Raw genomic sequence first — 18,276 nt, 5'->3', positions numbered from 1 at the left:
ATTTCAAAAGCTTAGCTTATATGAGCTGTTTTTATGAACAAAATAACACCAGTAGTGTTTACTACTACTGGTGTTTTCACACGCATATTATTCAAAAGGTAGCTCGATTATAAAGTTTGTTCCCGCTCCTAATTGGCTTGTTACTAGAATAGAACCGTTATGCAATTCTACAATTTCCTTTGCAACAGCTAGCCCGATACCTTTTCCGCCTGTAGCTCGTGTTCTAGATTTATCGACACGATAAAAACGGTCAAATATATGCGGGATATCTTCTTCAGGAATACCTTCACCTTCATCTTGTACACTTATTGTAAAAGAATCTGTTTTTGTAAGTACACGTATCGTAATGGCTGTGTTTTCTGGCGAATGTTGATAAGCGTTGTGTAATAAATTTAACATAACTTGTTCCATACGTCTTTCGTCTATACAAACTTCTAAATCATCTTTGCAATATACATGAAGCTGCATTTGCTTATTTGTTAATGTTGTTTTTGTTTTTTCTACCATTCGTTCTAAAAATGGCTGAAGAAGCACTTTTTGTTTTTTTATAACAAATTGGTGTTGTTCTAATTGTACAAGCATAAATAAATCTTGGACGAGATCGGTTACACTATCCGTTTCATCCTCAATGATTTGTAAGTATTCTTCTCGCTCCTCTTTTGTTAAAGAGTCTCTCTTTGCTACCTTCGCATAACCTTTCATATAGGTCAATGGAGTTAATAGTTCATGAGCGACACTAGCGAGAAATTCATTGCGCTCTTTTTTCATATACGTAAGTTCACTCGATAAATCTTCAATTGTTTTTGCTAAACTTCCGAGTTCATCATTTCGTTTAATACCTAATTGAATTGGCTTGTTTAATTTTGACATTTTTTCTGTCGCTCTCTTCATTTTTACAAGTGGTTCTGTAATAACGCGTGAAAAAACAAAGACAGAAATTGTTGTTAAAATAATTGTTAAAACGCTAATGATAAGAAATTGGTTCATGAGTTTAAGTAACATATTTTCTAGGAAAGATGTTTTTAATAACATATATAGCTTTCCTTGAAACTTTGTTGTGTTAAGTGGACTTACTGTTGTGATGAACTTTGATTTTTTCCAGTTCCTTTCAACGACCAACCCGCCGTCTGGGACAGTTTCTGTTTTACAAGTAAGTTGTTTTTGCATATCTTTTGTTACGGGTTCTGAGGTGGAAATAATTTTGCCGTTATGGTCAGTAATAATGATAGCTATATCGGAGTTAGAAATTGATTCCGATTCAACTAAGTGTGCAGCCTCATTCGTAATATCGAACTCAGGGTACACAGGACGTTTAGGATTTTTATTATGTTCAGCGTGTTTCATTTCTTTATAATATTCATCCCGTCTCTCGCGGCTTTTAATTTTTTTACTATAGCGATTACCTTTCTCTAAAAGAGCATCTGTTTCCTCTACAATACGCATTTTTGAAAGGCTTTTATAAAAAGATACGAAAGCAATTGTTTCAATACATAAAGCTAATATTAAAAAGTATGTCCCAATTTTAAGGGAAAGTTTACTCATTTTTTCACCATACCTTATTCATAATAAAGAGTCAGTGGTATACGATTTCCCACTGACCGAAGTAATTATTCACTTTTCCATTTATATCCGACTTTATAGACCGTTTCTAGGTAATCTTCAATCGGAAATCCTTTTTTGCGTAGTTTATCACGGATATTACGAATGTGTGAGTCAATTGTTCTATATTCGATATCTGTTTCATAGCCCCAAATTTTTTCGATTAAATCATCTCGGCTATAAGCACGGTTTGTATTTTGCAAAAATAGTCCGAGTAACGAAAATTCGATAGGAGTTAGCGAGATTTTTTCATCGTACACTGTGACGGTATGTTTCGTTTTATCCCACTCAATACCATTAAAACTAACAAATCCATCTTTTTTTGTACGGCGTAATATAGCCTCGATTCGTGCGACTAATACATGCTCATCAAATGGTTTTGTAATATAATCATCTGCGCCCATCGTGAGGCCTTTCACCATATCGTAGTTTTGGTTGCGAGCTGTTAACATAATGATAGGAACGTTGGAAATTTGACGAATTTGATAGCAAGTATCCCACCCATCCATATTTGGCATCATAACATCTAATAAAATAATATCGAATTCTTTTTGTTCGATTAATTTTAGTGCTTCAAGGCCAGAGGTAGCTTTCATACAAAAATAGCCGCGAGGGCTTAAGAACAGATCTAATAATCGCAACATACGTTCTTCATCGTCTACTAATAAAATTTTTACCATAATCTTGTGCACCCCAAACTGTTCATTCTACTTGTATAGTTTACATGAAAATAATAAAAAACTCTTTTTATGTGATTGAATGGAGGGCTGATTTTTTCGCTCAGAGTAATTGACATAAAAAATGCACTAGTTTTGCACAACTATTTTTTATAATAGAAAACGTAGCGACACAAAATACCCTATGTTGCGACATAACGTCATGTCATTTTATTTATAAAATGACAATTCCATTCTATTGTGTATGTGAGATAGAGAGGGTTTTCGTATTCACCTCGCATCGGATAAGAAAAATTTCCTATCTCACACTTTTTTTAAAAGGAGATCATACACATGAATTCAAAAGAAGAAATTTCAAAAAAAGAAAAGCAAGATCGTAATACGGTTGTCATGTGCGTTGCCGTATCTATGGTTATTATTATAAGTTGCGTAAATAAAATTTTGGGGATTTTATAATATAAAAAAAGCTGATTGCTTCTTAAGAAGCAATCAGCTTTTTTCATTGTTAGGGGGAGTGTTCATATAATAAACCAAGGTAAAATTGCTAATCCAGAAGTTACAATTGCTGTAGTAAATATTAAAAGCATAGCTCGTTTGTTTTGTTTCATGTCACATTCTCCTCTACATATCAAGTACATGCGATCAGCGTGGGATGTAGTTCCCCACTGAGTAAAGTTTCACTTTATATTTTTAGTATAATGAATGGAAAGGTTTGGTACGATCGATAAAGGTGACATGAAGATTACATTGTTGTAATGAAAAAAACATCTTTCTTATTAAGAAAGATGTTTTTGGAAAACTCCCCCACTGAGTAAAGTTTCACCTTATATTGAAGTATTAATCATTTAAGAACAGAACCATATGTTCCTCGTCCCAATATTGACCGTTATGTTTTAATGAACGCTCTTGTACGCCGTAAGTTTGGAAACCTAATGACTCATATAATTTTTTTGCTGCATCGTTACCAACTACAACATCGAGCATAAGTTGTTCTACATGTAATTTATCGGCATTTTCAATAATTGCTTTAATTAGAGCGCGTCCTGCTCCAAGGCCACGCGCTTTAGGGGAAACAAAAACGGAACCGATTTTTGCTTTATGTTCTTGTTTAATGAAAGCCTTTGTTTCTAAAGTAGCGATACCAATTAAATCGTTATCTTTGAAGACCCCTAGAGTATACTTATCCGGATTGCTTAATCGTTTTGCCATAGCAGCTACAGGATCCTCATGTTTAAGAACATCTTCATAAGAAGAGCTAAAAGCTTCCGGGTTCTTCGTTAAACCTTCCATACAAACTTTTAAATATATTTCTGCGTCCTCTGTCGTTAATAAGCGAATTTCCATTGTTGTAACCTCCTTGGGTGATTTTAAATAAAATAAATCCATTATTTTTATAAGAATGTGGATGCGTTTTGTTAGCAGTCTCTTTTAATTTGTAAAAGAATGAAAAGATATATGCTACAATATTTTGTTTTAATTATGTAATGAAATTATATATTAACTTTATTAACTATTCAAGTGTTTAATATATTACATTTTTATAACTAAAATAACTCCTCAATCGAGGAGCTATTTTAGTTATTCGATTGATACCCATCAATTCGATGTGGATGCGTGTAAATATTACAAGATTCATTTCTAATAAATCCTACGACTGTAATGCCTAAATCATGGGCAAGTTGCAATGCTAGTTTTGTTGGAGCTGATTTAGATAGAACAATTTCACATCCGATTTTTGAAACTTTGAGTAAAATTTCGGATGAAATACGTCCGCTAAATGCGATGATTTTTCCTTTAATGGATATATCGTTACGCAAACAATGACCATATATTTTATCTAATGCATTATGTCTTCCAATATCCATTCTTGATAGGAGGACATTGTTTCGATCACATAGCGCGGTATTGTGAACACCGCCAGTTTGGCGAAATGTAGTAGAAGATTGTTGCAAGGTATTCATTAAGTGAAAGCATTCTTCAGGAGTAATTTTTACATGTATATCATGTAAGTCTTTTGCTTTTGCTGCGTCGTTTACGAAAATAAAACCTTGTCTACCTTTTCCGCAGCAAGAAGTGATGTATCGTTTATTATATAAAGTTTGATAGAGCGGATTCACTTTTGATGATTTTACATGGACAATTCCGTTATCTTTTTGAACCCATAGTTCTTCAACATCGTTATAGGAAGAAATAATCCCCTCAGAAATTAAAAAACCAATTACCATATCTTCAATATAATTTGGTGTGCATACGACTGTTACATATTCTTCACCATTCAATTTAATAGTAATAGGAGATTCTGTAACAATCTCGTCAAGTTGTTTTGAAAATGTACCAGATTGATAACGTACAATTTTATAAGTCTCTTGCGTAGGCCTCATATTTAATTCCCCTTTTATATGTATTTCTCTCCCACATTTATCATAAAACAATGGGAAAAATAAAAACACCTATTAGCAAGAAGATCACAGATTATTTTGGTTATTATTGTATATGTACGATATAATAGAACTGTAGAATAGTGATATTTTCAAGCTTTCGTAGTTATACCTTATAACATCTAGAATCGACTTCATAAGAAAGTATTTGGGTAGAGCGTTTCAAAAATATGTACAGTAATGCAGTTTTGAAAACGGATTCATAATTGTGTTGTACAGTTGGTTGTAAGGAGAGGGGAAACTATGGCAGAACAGACAGTCCGTGTAACCGTCGATGGTAAAGAATTTTCTGCATCAGGTGAAAAGACGATACTACAATTATTTAACGAGAGTAATTTGGAACATCCTCAAATTTGTCATGTACCAGAAGTAGATCCAATTCAAACTTGTGATACGTGTATTGTAGAAGTAAATGGAAAATTATTGCGTGCTTGTTCAACGAAATTAGAGAACGGTATGCATATCGAAAGACAGTCCCAGCGTGCAAAAGAGGCACAGACTGAGGCAATGGATCGAATATTAGAGAATCATCTATTGTATTGTACCGTTTGTGATAACAATAATGGTAACTGTAAAGTCCACAATACAGTACATATGATGGGAATTGAGGAACAGAAATATCCGTATGAGCCGAAAGTAAGTGCGTGTGAAGTGGATATGTCACATCCATTTTATCGATATGATCCAAATCAATGTATTGCTTGTGGGCAGTGTGTAGAAGTATGTCAAAACTTACAAGTGAATGAAACTATATCGATTGATTGGAGCTTAGACCGTCCACGTGTTATATGGGACAATGGTGTAAGTATAAATGACTCATCTTGTGTAAGTTGTGGGCAGTGTGTAACAGTATGTCCATGTAATGCGTTAATGGAAAAAACAATGCTGGGTGAAGCTGGATTCATGACTGGATTGAAACCAGATGTGTTAGATCCGATGATCGATTTTGTAAAGGATGTAGAGCCTGGATATAGTAGTATTTTAGCAGTTTCAGAAGTAGAGGCTGCGATGCGTAAGACGAAAGTGAATAAAACAAAAACAGTTTGTACATTTTGTGGTGTAGGTTGTTCATTTGAAGTATGGACGAAAGACCGCCACATTTTGAAAGTACAGCCTGTTTCAGATGCGCCGGTTAACGGTATTTCCACATGCGTAAAAGGCAAATTTGGATGGGATTTTGTAAACAGTGAAGATCGAATTACAAAGCCATTAATTCGCCAAGGAGATATGTTTGTTGAAGCTTCATGGGAAGAGGCTCTTGAAGTTGTGGCATCCAATATGCAGCATATTAAATCAGAATATGGCAGTGATGCATTTGGGTTTATTTCTTCTTCAAAAGTAACGAATGAAGAAAATTATCTTATGCAAAAATTAGCCCGTCAAATATATGGAACGAATAATGTAGACAACTGTTCTCGTTATTGTCAATCTCCAGCAACAGACGGTTTATTTAAAACTGTCGGTATGGGCGGGGACGCTGGAACAGTGAAGGATATTGCGGAAGCAGGTCTTGTCATTATCGTTGGAGCAAATCCAACAGAAGGACATCCTGTACTTGCGACGCGTGTAAAACGTGCTCATAAATTACATGACCAAAAATTAATTGTGGCGGACCTTCGTAAACATGAAATGGCAGAGCGTGCGGATTTATTCATTCATCCGCGCCAAGGAACTGATTATGTATGGCTCGCTGGTATTACGAAATATATTATTGATCAAGATTGGCACGATAAAAAGTTCATAGCTGAAAATGTGAAGAATTTTGATGAATATAGCAAAATGGTAGAAAAGTATACGCTTGATTATACAGAAGAAATTACGGGGATTTCGAAAGAAAATCTGAAAGAAATGGCTCGTATGGTATATGAAGCAGATGGTACTTGTGTACTTTGGGGAATGGGTGTAACTCAAAATACTGGAGGAAGTACAACTTCAGCAGCAATTTCAAATCTATTGCTTGTTACGGGTAACTATCGTCGTCCTGGTGCAGGAGCATATCCATTACGCGGACATAATAACGTACAAGGCGCTTGTGATATGGCAACATTACCAAACTGGCTTCCAGGTTACCAAGCAGTTTCAGATGATGCGCTCCGTGCGAAATTTGAAAAAGCATACGGTACTACAATTCCGAAGGTACCAGGGTTAAATAATATTGCAATGTTACTTGCGGCAGATGAAGGAAAGCTGCGTGGTATGTATGTTATGGGTGAAGAAATGGCTTTAGTAGATTCGAATGCCAACCATGTACAACATATTTTAGCGAATTTAGATTTCCTTGTTGTTCAAGATATGTTCTTATCGAAAACAGCTCGTTTTGCTGATGTTATTTTACCGGCAGCACCAAGCTTAGAAAAAGAGGGAACATTTACGAATACAGAGCGCCGTATTCAAAGATTATATGAAGTATTAAAGCCGCTTGGTGATTCAAAACCAGACTGGTGGATTTTACAAAAAGTAGCTCGTGCACTTGGCGGGGACTGGAATTATGAAAGTCCAAGTGAAATTATGGATGAAATTGCATCGCTTGCACCTTTATATTCTCAGGCAACATACGATCGTTTAGAAGGATGGAATAGTTTATGTTGGGGTAGCCATGATGGTAGCGATACACCACTATTATATGTGGACGGATTTAACTTCCCAGATAAACTAGCTCGTCTATCATTAGATGAATGGGTACCACCAGTTGTAGCGCCAGATGAGTATGATTTACTTTTAAATAATGGTCGTATGTTAGAACATTTCCATGAAGGGAATATGACGAATAAATCGGCTGGTATTTTATCTAAAGTATCTGAAGTGTTCGTTGAAATCTCGCCTGAACTTGCTCTAGAGCGCAATGTGAAAGATGGTGGTCTTGTAGAATTAGCATCACCATTTGGGAAAATTAAAGTACAGGCACTTGTTACAGATCGTGTAACGGGGAAAGAGCTATATTTACCGATGCATGCAACGGTAAATGAAGAGGCAATCAATATTTTAACTGGAACGGCGACAGATATTTATACGTGTACACCAGCGTACAAACAAACGATGGTAAAGATGCGTGTACTACGTGAAAAAGGGAATCGTCCGTTACCATCTTCAAACCCGAGAGATAAAAAGCGTAATCCGCAAAACGGTGTTGAAATCCAGCAAAAATGGCAAAGAAAACAATACGTATCACTTGTGGACTAGGGGGCGGAGATAGTGGCGAAAGAAATTACTGTAATTAAAAAGAAAGTTGTAACAGAGGAAGAACAGAAACAGCAAGTAGCAGATGAACTTCTAAATGAGCTATCTAATAATCGTGAAGCAGTAGAAGAAACGATGCAGCTTTTAGCACAGTTGCAGAAGGCTGGTATATTAGATGCGGCAATTAGTTTACTTGCTGCGAAGGAAGATGTTTCAAAAATCGCTGTGGAGCAATTAAATCGTGAACCCGTTAAAAATGCGTTAAACAATATGATGGGGGCAGGAGAAGCGTTATCTTCAGTTGACCCAGAAATAACGAAGCAAATTACGTCAAGTTTAGTTACAGGATTGCAATTTGCAACAGACGAATTAAATAGTGGTAAAAAAACAAAAGTGATGGATTTCTTTAAAGTATTAAAAGATCCAGATATCAATAGAGCTATTACATTCGGTTTTAGCTTCTTGAAAGCATTTGGACAAGGGTTAGAGAAAAAATAGAATAAATGAAAAAGTGATGGGAAGTAGCCATCACTTTTTTCATTATATGTATAAGAGTGTTCATGTTAAGCGGAATATATTATTATTAAAAAGATGGATTAGAACTGGAAATGTGGAATCCATCTCAAATACCGTTTTAGAATTTGGAGGAATATATGCAACACCGTAAAAAACTATCTATACCAGGAGTAATGAGACATTCCTTTCAAACAGTTAAATTTGCTTTTTGGAATGTATTAACTTTTCAACTTGCTTATAAATTATTAGCAGCGATTGTGTTTGTTCCACTATTTGGAATCATTTTTAATAAATTATTGTATTTTGGTGGTTATGCAAATGCGACAAATGATGAATTATTAGCGTTTTTAAAGACGCCTTATGGCATCTTAGCAATCGTAATTTTGTCATTGTTAGCACTGTTTCTTATCTTTACAGAATTTGCGGTGCTTATTATTATTTCGTATTTCGCTCATAAAAGACAGAAGGTGAAATTACGTCCGATTTTATATAAAACGGTAACGTATTTACCTACTCTTTTCACATATTGCTTACCAGGATTTATTTTATATGCTGTCGTATTGTTGCCTCTTTTAAATATGGGATATGAAACGGCATTAATCCCGCAAATTCAAATTCCTAACTTCATTACAGGAGAACTGTTTAAGACAACGATGGGACAAGTTGGTTATTACACGTTCTTTGCTGTAGTCGCGTATTTGAATCTTCGATGGATTTTCGTTCTACCTATTGTTGTTTTAGAGCAAAAATCATTTCGCGTGGCAGCACGTAAAAGTGCAACTTTAGTAAAGGAAAGCTTTTTTAAAGTACTACTCTTTTTAGTAGGATTTTTTATTTCAATTGGAATTGTATATGTCGTGTTTTTGGGAATGTATTTATTGTGCCTATGGGGTGTTTATGAATTTACAAACCCGAAAGGAACATTTGCATTATTAGCTGAATCAACGATTTCTGTATTTTTAACGAGCACATTGTATTTATTCAGCTTTATCGTGACGCCGTTTTATATTATGGCGATTACGCGATTATACTTACAAAAGGTTCCGGTTGAGGATGTTTTATTAGAAGAAGGATTAGATTATTCGAAAACGAAAGCAGATAAATGTTTCTTCCAAAAACATCGTTGGAAATTCATTGGCGTATACATTGTAGGAATTATTACTGCCGGAATGGTCGTTGCCTTCATTGTAACGTTTATTTCAAATTCGTATAAAGAACCGATTATTATGGCGCACCGCGGGTATATATCAAAAGGCGTAGAAAATACGAAAGAAGCTGTGCAAGGTGCTATTGATGCAAAAGCAGACTACGCTGAAATAGATGTATTACAAACGAAAGACGGTGAACTAGCGGTTATACATGATTTGAAGCTGAAGCGTCTTGCCAATGCCAATGTGCATGTGTCAGATTTAACGATGGCTGAGTTAAGGCAGCTTACCCTTAGTCAAGATGGACTTTCAGGACAAATAAGTACACTTGATGAAATCATTAAGCTAGCAAATGGCAAAATCAAACTTAATATAGAAGTGAAGCTTCATGGGGGCGAAAAAGATTTTGTAAACAAAGTCTTAAAAACGATTAAAGATAATGAATTTGAGAAGCAATGTGTAATTCAAACGTTACACTATCCGCTTATTAAAGAGTTTAAGCGTGCAAATCCAGATATAAAAGTAGGGTATATATTGTATGCAAGTAGAGCTAACTTAAAGAATGTGAAGGCTGACTTTTACGTAGCAGAAGAATATATGTTAAATAAGAAATTAGTAAAAGAAGCAAGGAAGTTAAACAAACCAATTTACGTATGGACAGTAAATGATATGGAAAATTTAAAGGCATATTATAAGTTAAACGTAGATGGTATCATAACCGATTACCCTGAAGATGCACGTGAAACAATTAAGATGTTAAAAGAGCAAGAAGCGGAAGAAAGTGATCTGTTTGATAAAATTACTGAAACGACAGATGATTTGTTTTCAAAACTATTTATAAGTTATCCAGCTGCTAGCTAAATGCTAGCAGCTGTTTTTTTGTGAAAAGAATATATCTCTAAAGTATTAAGTAAAGTAATAACTGTATATGTATACGTTGTCACTTAGGTTTCTTACATTGTTACATTATTGTCAAATAATAAATGATTACTATTTATTTTGAAGAAGTATAATAAAAATAGAGTGATAGATAGTGAAATGCCACGAAACCCCTAATAGAATCAATGTTTTATATATTTACACTATTCTAAATATATAAACTTTAGAAAAATGGTATGTTAGCGTTTTCATAACTTTTAAGTTATGCTAGAATAAGGACATAAGTTATTAATTATTACAAAAAGAAAAAAGAATCTCTTTTTTCTGTTAATTATAAGGGGGCATTTCATTATGCGTATTGGGGTACCAGCAGAAATTAAAAACAACGAAAACCGTGTGGCAATGACACCAGCAGGTGTTGTGCATTTAATTCGTAACAATCACGAAGTATTCATTCAAAAGGGTGCAGGGTTAGGATCTGGTTTCACAGATGCTCAGTATGTTGAAGCGGGAGCAAAAATTGTTGATACAGCTGAAGAAGCTTGGAACATGGAAATGGTTATGAAAGTTAAAGAACCAATTGAAAGCGAATACAAACACTTCAGTGAAGGCTTAATCTTATTCACATACTTACACTTAGCTCCAGAGCCAGAATTAACCAAAGCGTTAATTGAGAAGAAAGTTGTTGCAATTGCATATGAAACAGTACAATTAGAAAACCGTTCTCTACCATTACTTGCACCTATGAGTGAAGTAGCTGGTCGTATGGCTGCACAAATTGGTGCACAATTCCTTGAGAAAAACAAAGGCGGTAAAGGTATCTTACTTGCAGGTGTTCCAGGGGTTAAACGTGGTAAAGTAACAATCATCGGTGGTGGACAAGCTGGTACAAATGCTGCTAAAATTGCAGTTGGACTAGGTGCGGATGTAACAATCATCGACTTAAGCGCAGAACGTCTTCGTCAATTAGATGACATTTTCGGAAACCAAGTAAAAACTTTAATGTCTAATCCTTACAATATTGCAGAAGCTGTTAAAGAGTCTGATCTTGTAATCGGTGCAGTATTAATCCCAGGTGCAAAAGCGCCAAAACTTGTAACAGAAGAAATGATTCAATCAATGGAACCAGGTTCTGTTGTTGTAGATATCGCGATTGACCAAGGTGGTATTTTCGAAACAACTGACCGTATTACAACTCATGATAACCCAACTTATGAAAAACACGGCGTTGTTCATTATGCAGTTGCAAACATGCCAGGTGCGGTTCCACGTACATCAACTCTTGCATTAACAAACGTAACAGTACCATATGCAGTACAAATTGCTAACAAAGGCTACAAAGAAGCTTGCCTAGGTAACTCTGCATTACTAAAAGGTATTAACACATTAGATGGCTATGTAACATTCGAAGCAGTTGCAGAAGCTCACGGTGTAGAGTACAAAGGTGCTAAAGAATTATTAGAAGCAGAAACAGTATCTTGCTAATAGAAGCATTATACAAAACAAAATCGAACAATATATAATACAACATGATAAGAGCTAAGAGATAATACCTCTTAGCTCTTCTTAGTAAAAGGGGGCATACATCGTGGCCAACCTATTTAAAAAGAAATCCGTTACGCAATTGTTAGGGGAAAGTAAAAGTAAAACTTTGACGAAAACGCTAGGGGCATTTGACCTAACAATGCTAGGGATTGGTGCGATAATTGGTACAGGAGTTCTAGTATTAACTGGATTAGTAGCAGCAAGAGATGCTGGTCCAGCAGTTATTTTTTCATTTATGATTGCAGCAATTGTTTGTGGATTTGCAGCATTATGTTATGCAGAAGTTGCATCTACACTTCCTGTTTCAGGTAGTGTGTACACATATTCGTATGCAACAATTGGTGAGTTTGTTGCTCATTTAATGGGATGGACATTACTATCCGTATATGTCGTAACGACTGCCGCAGTAGCTGGCGGATGGACGGGTTATTTCCATAACTTAGTGAGTGGATTGGGACTTGAAATTCCAAAAGCATTGTTAACGATTCCAGCACAAGGTGGTATGGTAAACTTACCGGCAGTTATCGTTACGTTAGTAATAACTTGGTTATTATCAAGAGGTACGAAAGAAAGTAAGCGTGTGAATAACATAATGGTATTAATTAAAATTGGTATTGTTGTTTTATTCATTGCAGTTGGTGTATTCTACGTGAAACCAGAAAACTGGATACCATTTGCACCGTACGGTTTAAGTGGAGTTTTCGCGGGGGGAGCAGCAGTATTCTTCGCTTTCTTAGGATTTGATGCATTAGCAACTTCTGCTGAAGAAGTAAAAAATCCGCAACGTGATCTACCGATTGGTATTATTGCTTCATTAGTCATTTGTACAATCATTTATGTTGTAGTTTGTCTCGTTATGACAGGTATGGTTTCTTACAAGGAATTAGATGTACCTGAAGCTATGGCCTATGTACTAGAAGTTGTAGGACAAGATAAAGTGGCTGGTGTAATTGCTATTGGAGCTGTAATTGGTATTATGGCTGTAATTTTCGCGTACATCTACGCTACGACACGCGTATTCTTCGCTATGAGTCGTGACGGTTTATTACCAAAATCTTTCGCGAAAATTAACAAGAAGACTGAAGCGCCAACATTCTCAGTTTGGTTAACAGGAATTGGTAGTGCTTTAATTGCTGGATTTATCGATTTAAAAGAATTGTCAAATTTAGCGAATATTGGAGCGTTATTAACATTCGCCATGGTTGGTGTAACTGTTATCATTCTTCGTAAAACGCATCCGAAATTACAACGTGGATTTATGGTACCACTTGTACCGATCTTGCCGATCATTTCAGTTGCATGTTGTCTATTCTTAATGGTAAACCTACCATTAAAAACATGGATATACTTCGGTGTTTGGTTAGCAATTGGAGTAGTTGTATACTTTGTTTATTCGAAAAAACATAGTCATTTAAAAGACGATGGAAGTTCGCAGGATAATTTAGAACAAGCTAATTAAAAGCTGATTAAAGGGATATAAGATAGTAAGCCTTGTGCGTCTAGGGAGCGCGCAAGGCTTTTTCTTTTGTTGAAATAAAGGGAATGTATATTACTTTGTTGAAATTTTATGTCGGAATATGAAAAAAGGGTGTGCGAATTGTACATCCTTTTTTGTATGAGAATATAGAGGATGCGGAAAATATGTATATGCCTTACTAAAATGTGAACGAAATGTTCATAAAAAAAATTCAGATTTCATTGACACATATGAGTAGGCGCTCATATAATAAGAGTATAAGATATATGAATGATTGTTCATATGTTCAATTAAAGAGGTGGGCTATAATGGCTGGAAATAAAGTAGAAACACCACAAGAGACATGTTCTCAAACGATAATTCATGAAGAAGTTGTTGAGCAAGTAAAACAAACAATTCCAACTGATGAAAGTTTAAGTAAAGTAGCAGAACTATTTAAAGTATTAGGTGACCGTACACGTACGAGAATATTACATGCGCTATTTGAAGCTGAAATGTGCGTTTGTGATTTAGCTTATTTATTAGGAATGACACAATCATCTATTTCGCATCAGCTTCGTGTGTTAAAGCAAGCGAAACTTGTGAAGAATCGTAAAGAAGGAAAGGTTGTTTATTATTCGTTAGCTGACCAGCACGTAATTCATATCTTCGAGCAAGCGTTTGAACACGTAAACGAAGAAGAATAAAAAGAACGCGAGGAGGGAGAACGATGGCTGAAGCGTTAGTGAAAAAGAAACTGATGTTAGATGGTTTAGATTGTGCGAATTGTGCAATGAAAATTGAAAAAGGTGTTGGGAATATAGAAGGAGTAAATTCTTGCTCTGTAAACTTCGCAACAAAGACAATGATCTTAGAAACAGCACAAAACAAAGAAAACGAAGTTGTTACGGAAGCAAAACAACTCGTTACAAAATTAGAACCGCATATTAAAGTGCAAGAAGAACCAAAAAATAAAATTGCTAAAGAAGTATTTATATTAGAAGGTTTAGATTGCGCGAACTGTGCAATGAAAATTGAAAATAAAGTTAAGGAAATGCCAGCTGTCTCAGAAGCAACTGTTGATTTCGTATCGAAGAAACTACGAGTAGAAGTTGCGAATAAAAGAGAACTAGAAGCGACTGTAGCAAATATAACAAATGTTGTTCAAAAGTTAGAGCCAGATGTGAAAGTTGTTCGTGAAGAGAAGAACGGTCATGACCACGGACATAGTCACGATCATGGTGAAGCAAACGTGAAAAAGATGGTAGGGAGATTAGTGGTCGGCGGAATTTTGACAGCAATTGCTGCATTAGCGGGCTTACCACAAATGGTAACAATTCCGTTATTCGTCCTTGCTTATTTATTAATAGGTGGAGATATCGTTTGGAGAGCGGTAAGAAACATAACTCGTGGCCAAGTATTTGATGAAAACTTCTTAATGGCAATTGCAACTGTAGGAGCTTTTGCAATTCAACAATATTCAGAAGCTGTAGCAGTAATGCTATTTTATCAAGTAGGAGAACTATTCCAAAGCATTGCGGTAAACCGCTCTCGAAAATCAATTACTTCATTAATGGATATTCGTCCTGATTATGCGAATGTAAAGGTTGGGAATGAAACGAAACAAGTATCACCAGAAGATGTACAAATTGGCGATTATATTATCGTTAAGCCAGGTGAGAAAGTACCATTAGACGGAAAAGTAATTGAAGGAACATCAATGGTAGATACTTCAGCATTAACTGGTGAATCTGTACCACGTGAAGTTGAAGTTGGAAATGATGTATTAAGTGGCTTTGTGAACCAAAACGGTGTATTAACAATTGAAGTTACAAAAGAGTTTGGTGAATCAACTGTATCGAAAATTTTAGATTTAGTTCAAAATGCAAGCAGTAAAAAAGCACCAACAGAAAACTTTATTACGAAGTTTGCGCGTTACTACACTCCAGTTGTAGTTATTACAGCGGCGATCATGGCGTTTATTCCACCGCTTATTTTAGAAGGGGCTACATTCTCTGAGTGGATTTATAGAGCTTTAGTGTTCTTAGTAATCTCTTGTCCATGTGCGTTAGTTGTATCCATTCCTCTTGGATTCTTTGGAGGTATCGGTGGTGCATCTAAAAGTGGTGTGTTAGTAAAAGGTAGTAACTATTTAGAAGCTTTAAATGATGTAAAATATATTGTTTTTGACAAAACAGGAACATTAACAAAAGGTGTTTTCAAAGTTACAAAAATGGAACCGAGCGAAGGTACTACAAGCGAAGAGTTATTAGAGTATGCGGCATTTGCTGAAGTGTATTCTAACCATCCAATTGCCCAATCTATTCGAAAGGCATATGGAAAATCAATTGATGAAAAAATAATCGATGATTATAACGAAATTTCTGGTCACGGTACAGTCGTAAAAGTACAAGGAAAAGAAATTTTTGCAGGTAATGCAAAATTAATGAGAAAAGAAAATATTGAATTTAAACAACCAGAAACAGTAGGTACATTAGTTCACGTTGCTGTAGATGGAAAATATGAAGGTTATATTGTTATTTCTGATGAGGTAAAAGAGGATTCGAAACAAGCGATTCAAAAGTTAAAAGAACTAGGTATTAAAAAGACAGTAATGTTAACTGGTGATGCAAAAACAGTTGGTGAAGCTGTCGGTAAAGAATTAGGCTTAGATGAAGTTCATGCGGAATTACTACCGCAACAAAAAGTAGAAGAGATTGAAAAAATTGATGTAGCGAAGCATGGAAAAGAAAAAATTGCCTTTGTTGGTGACGGTATTAACGATACACCAGTATTAGCCCGTGCAGACGTTGGTATTGCGATGGGTGGTTTAGGATCAGATGCAGCAATTGAAGCGGCAGACATCGTTATTATGACTGATGAGCCTTCAAAAATTGCGACAGCTGTAAAAATTGCAAAACGCACAAGAAGTATAGTGTGGCAAAATATCATCTTTGCTTTAGGTGTAAAAGGGATCGTTCTATTACTTGGTGCCTTTGGTATTGCAACAATGTGGGAAGCTGTTTTCTCAGATGTTGGTGTGACACTACTTGCAGTGTTAAATGCAATGCGTGTATTACGAGTGAAAGATTTATAAAAAAGAGGACGCAACCTGCGTCCTCTTTTTTATTAGTGATTTTGTTGAAATTGATTCAATAAAATAATATCAAATATTATTTTACTTTTAAATAGTATAATATTAAAATTTACAAATAAAAAACATTCGTCTTATTATTTTAATATATTTTTTACAAATATCCATATAGTATTGAAAAAAACAGAGAAGGAGAAACTTCTCTGTTTACTTTTGTATGTTTTTTTCAACTTGTTCTCGAACTGTTTGAATGTAATTCATTTTATGATCCCAACATTCTTGGCTTAAATCGACAGGATACTCTTCGGGATTTAAAGTTCGCATGTATTCTTCCCAAAATAGAGCGAGACTCTGTTCATTATATTGTTGAATATCTAATATACTTGGTAGTTCATATGTTCTTTCACCGTTAACGAAAATGTCTTTATGGAGTTCACGGGCTTCAAAGTTTGTTACGAATTTACTTATATATGTGTGAACTGGATGGAACATTTTTAAGCGCTCTTCTTTTTCAGGTTCTTCAGAATCTAACGCAATATAATCGCCTTCTGCATGATCGTTAACCCGATTGATAATACGATAAATTCGTTTCAGTCCTGGAGTGGTAATTTTTTCAGGATTAGATGAAATTTTAATCGTATCATTTAATTTTCCGTCAGTATCTTCAATCGCAACAAGTTTGTAAACAGCCCCTAATGCAGGTTGCTCAAAGGACGTAATTAATTTCGTCCCAACGCCCCATACGTCAATTTTTGCTCCTTGAGATTTAAGGTGCATAATTGTGTATTCATCTAAATCGCTAGAAGCGATAATTTTTGTATTTGTAAACCCTGATTCATCTAGTAGTTTTCGTGCCTTTTTCGATAAATAAGCCATATCACCACTATCAAGACGTATACCATAGAAATCAATACGATCCCCAAATTCTTTTGCAACACGAATTGCATTTGGAACACCAGATTTCAATGTGTCATATGTATCAACGAGAAAGACGCACTTTTTATGAGTTTCAGCGTATTTCTTAAATGCGACGTATTCATCGCGATATGCTTGAACGAACGAGTGCGCATGTGTGCCAGCTACAGGGATCCCAAAGCGTTTCCCAGCACGAACATTGCTTGTAGAGGAGAAACCACCAATAAAGGCAGCACGCGTCCCCCAAAGGGCAGCGTCGAACTCGTGGGCACGTCTTGTGCCGAACTCTAAAAGCTCATCATTATTTGCAGCATGTTTCATACGAGCAGCTTTTGTTGCAATTAATGTTTGGTAATTCACAATATTTAAGAGAGCGGTTTCAATAATTTGTGCTTCACCGAGTGGTGCATCAACGCGTAATAAAGGCTCGTTATTAAATACAACTTCACCTTCTTGCATACTACGAATCGTCCCAGTGAATTTCATATTTTGTAAATAATGAAGGAATTCTTCTTCAAATTGTAATTCTGCTAAATAAGCGATATCGCTTTCAGTAAAGCTGAAATTTTCTATGTACTCTACAATTTTCTCAAGGCCAGCAAAAACAGCATAACCGTTCTCGAATGGAAGCTTTCGAAAGTATAAATCAAACACGGAACGGCGATTATGAATACCATCTTTCCAATATGTATAAGCCATGTTGATTTGATATAGGTCTGTATGTAAGGCATAACTATCGTCTTTATAATGAGTCATCGCGAGAACACCTCCATAATTTGGTTATAGTATACCAATTTTTCACCATTCGTAGCAAAGAAGAGATATTGAAGTG

13 protein-coding genes are annotated in these 18,276 nt (G+C 35.5%); 8 read left to right on the top strand and 5 right to left on the bottom strand.

Going from position 1 to position 18,276, the window contains the following annotated elements; genetic code table 11:
* Positions 1–87: 87 nt before the first annotated feature.
* Both ACQRBL_RS03370 and ACQRBL_RS03365 read right to left on the bottom strand, forming a co-directional pair.
* The gene (locus ACQRBL_RS03370; RefSeq protein ID WP_000041023.1) at positions 88–1,542 is read right to left on the bottom strand and encodes a HAMP domain-containing sensor histidine kinase; all 1,455 of its coding nucleotides are present in this window, start codon (positions 1,540–1,542) and stop codon (positions 88–90) included.
* A gap of 65 nt (positions 1,543–1,607) precedes the next feature.
* On the bottom strand, positions 1,608–2,279 hold the full coding sequence (locus tag ACQRBL_RS03365) for a response regulator transcription factor (RefSeq protein WP_000238956.1): 672 nt from the start codon (positions 2,277–2,279) through the stop codon (positions 1,608–1,610).
* 330 nt (positions 2,280–2,609) lie between these two features.
* On the opposite strand from ACQRBL_RS03365, the gene ACQRBL_RS03360 reads away from it, so the two are divergent.
* Complete coding sequence (locus ACQRBL_RS03360; RefSeq protein ID WP_001085006.1) at positions 2,610–2,732, top strand: hypothetical protein; 123 nt, start codon at positions 2,610–2,612, stop codon at positions 2,730–2,732.
* A gap of 381 nt (positions 2,733–3,113) precedes the next feature.
* On the opposite strand, the gene ACQRBL_RS03355 is transcribed toward ACQRBL_RS03360, so the two are convergent.
* Together ACQRBL_RS03355 and fdhD are read right to left on the bottom strand one after the other, a co-directional pair.
* Positions 3,114–3,620 (bottom strand): GNAT family N-acetyltransferase, encoded by a 507-nt coding sequence (locus ACQRBL_RS03355; RefSeq protein ID WP_023521023.1) that lies wholly within the window; start codon positions 3,618–3,620, stop codon positions 3,114–3,116.
* Positions 3,621–3,850: 230 nt separating this feature from the next.
* On the bottom strand, positions 3,851–4,657 hold the full coding sequence (gene fdhD / locus ACQRBL_RS03350) for a formate dehydrogenase accessory sulfurtransferase FdhD (RefSeq protein ID WP_411996157.1): 807 nt from the start codon (positions 4,655–4,657) through the stop codon (positions 3,851–3,853).
* Between the two features lie 300 nt (positions 4,658–4,957).
* Here fdhD and fdhF point away from each other — a divergent pair, with 300 nt between their 5' ends.
* The 7 genes from fdhF (at position 4,958) to ACQRBL_RS03315 (ending at position 16,532) form a co-directional block, all read left to right on the top strand.
* Positions 4,958–7,894, top strand: a complete 2,937-nt coding sequence (gene fdhF / locus ACQRBL_RS03345; RefSeq protein WP_153217524.1) for a formate dehydrogenase subunit alpha — start codon at positions 4,958–4,960, stop codon at positions 7,892–7,894.
* A gap of 12 nt (positions 7,895–7,906) precedes the next feature.
* Entirely contained in the window at positions 7,907–8,389 is a 483-nt protein-coding gene (locus ACQRBL_RS03340; protein ID WP_001040540.1) for a DUF1641 domain-containing protein, read from the top strand.
* Between the two features lie 155 nt (positions 8,390–8,544).
* Positions 8,545–10,416 (top strand): glycerophosphodiester phosphodiesterase, encoded by a 1,872-nt coding sequence (locus tag ACQRBL_RS03335; RefSeq protein ID WP_023521026.1) that lies wholly within the window; start codon positions 8,545–8,547, stop codon positions 10,414–10,416.
* A gap of 369 nt (positions 10,417–10,785) precedes the next feature.
* Positions 10,786–11,919, top strand: coding sequence for an alanine dehydrogenase (gene ald, locus ACQRBL_RS03330; RefSeq protein ID WP_088083212.1), 1,134 nt, complete (start codon positions 10,786–10,788; stop codon positions 11,917–11,919).
* A 103-nt stretch (positions 11,920–12,022) separates the two neighbouring features.
* Entirely contained in the window at positions 12,023–13,438 is a 1,416-nt protein-coding gene (locus ACQRBL_RS03325) for an amino acid permease (protein WP_001284886.1), read from the top strand.
* Between the two features lie 326 nt (positions 13,439–13,764).
* A complete protein-coding gene (locus ACQRBL_RS03320; protein WP_000918378.1) occupies positions 13,765–14,142 on the top strand; it encodes an ArsR/SmtB family transcription factor in 378 nt (125 codons plus the stop codon).
* A gap of 23 nt (positions 14,143–14,165) precedes the next feature.
* Positions 14,166–16,532 (top strand): heavy metal translocating P-type ATPase, encoded by a 2,367-nt coding sequence (locus ACQRBL_RS03315; RefSeq protein ID WP_098376860.1) that lies wholly within the window; start codon positions 14,166–14,168, stop codon positions 16,530–16,532.
* A 204-nt stretch (positions 16,533–16,736) separates the two neighbouring features.
* Here the strand turns inward: ACQRBL_RS03315 and ACQRBL_RS03310 are convergent, their stop codons facing one another.
* On the bottom strand, positions 16,737–18,200 hold the full coding sequence (locus ACQRBL_RS03310; protein ID WP_000150179.1) for a nicotinate phosphoribosyltransferase: 1,464 nt from the start codon (positions 18,198–18,200) through the stop codon (positions 16,737–16,739).
* Positions 18,201–18,276 lie beyond the last annotated feature (76 nt).

Source organism: Bacillus sp. AF62, from assembly GCF_050312695.1.
GTDB lineage: Bacteria > Bacillota > Bacilli > Bacillales > Bacillaceae_G > Bacillus_A > Bacillus_A cereus.
Note: the sequence above shows the minus strand (reverse complement) of the source record. Positions and strands in the feature narration are given on the sequence as shown.

Excerpts from the sequence above, each read along its gene's own strand:
- ACQRBL_RS03365 (WP_000238956.1), bottom strand. The coding sequence starts at position 2,279 with ATGGTAAAAATTTTATTAGTAGACGATGAAGAACGTATGTTGCGATTA.
- ald (WP_088083212.1), top strand. The coding sequence starts at position 10,786 with ATGCGTATTGGGGTACCAGCAGAAATTAAAAACAACGAAAACCGTGTG.
- ACQRBL_RS03320 (WP_000918378.1), top strand. The coding sequence starts at position 13,765 with ATGGCTGGAAATAAAGTAGAAACACCACAAGAGACATGTTCTCAAACG.
- ACQRBL_RS03370 (WP_000041023.1), bottom strand. The coding sequence starts at position 1,542 with ATGAGTAAACTTTCCCTTAAAATTGGGACATACTTTTTAATATTAGCT.
- fdhF (WP_153217524.1), top strand. The coding sequence starts at position 4,958 with ATGGCAGAACAGACAGTCCGTGTAACCGTCGATGGTAAAGAATTTTCT.
- ACQRBL_RS03310 (WP_000150179.1), bottom strand. The coding sequence starts at position 18,200 with ATGACTCATTATAAAGACGATAGTTATGCCTTACATACAGACCTATAT.
- ACQRBL_RS03355 (WP_023521023.1), bottom strand. The coding sequence starts at position 3,620 with ATGGAAATTCGCTTATTAACGACAGAGGACGCAGAAATATATTTAAAA.
- ACQRBL_RS03360 (WP_001085006.1), top strand. The coding sequence starts at position 2,610 with ATGAATTCAAAAGAAGAAATTTCAAAAAAAGAAAAGCAAGATCGTAAT.
- ACQRBL_RS03315 (WP_098376860.1), top strand. The coding sequence starts at position 14,166 with ATGGCTGAAGCGTTAGTGAAAAAGAAACTGATGTTAGATGGTTTAGAT.
- fdhD (WP_411996157.1), bottom strand. The coding sequence starts at position 4,657 with ATGAGGCCTACGCAAGAGACTTATAAAATTGTACGTTATCAATCTGGT.
- ACQRBL_RS03335 (WP_023521026.1), top strand. The coding sequence starts at position 8,545 with ATGCAACACCGTAAAAAACTATCTATACCAGGAGTAATGAGACATTCC.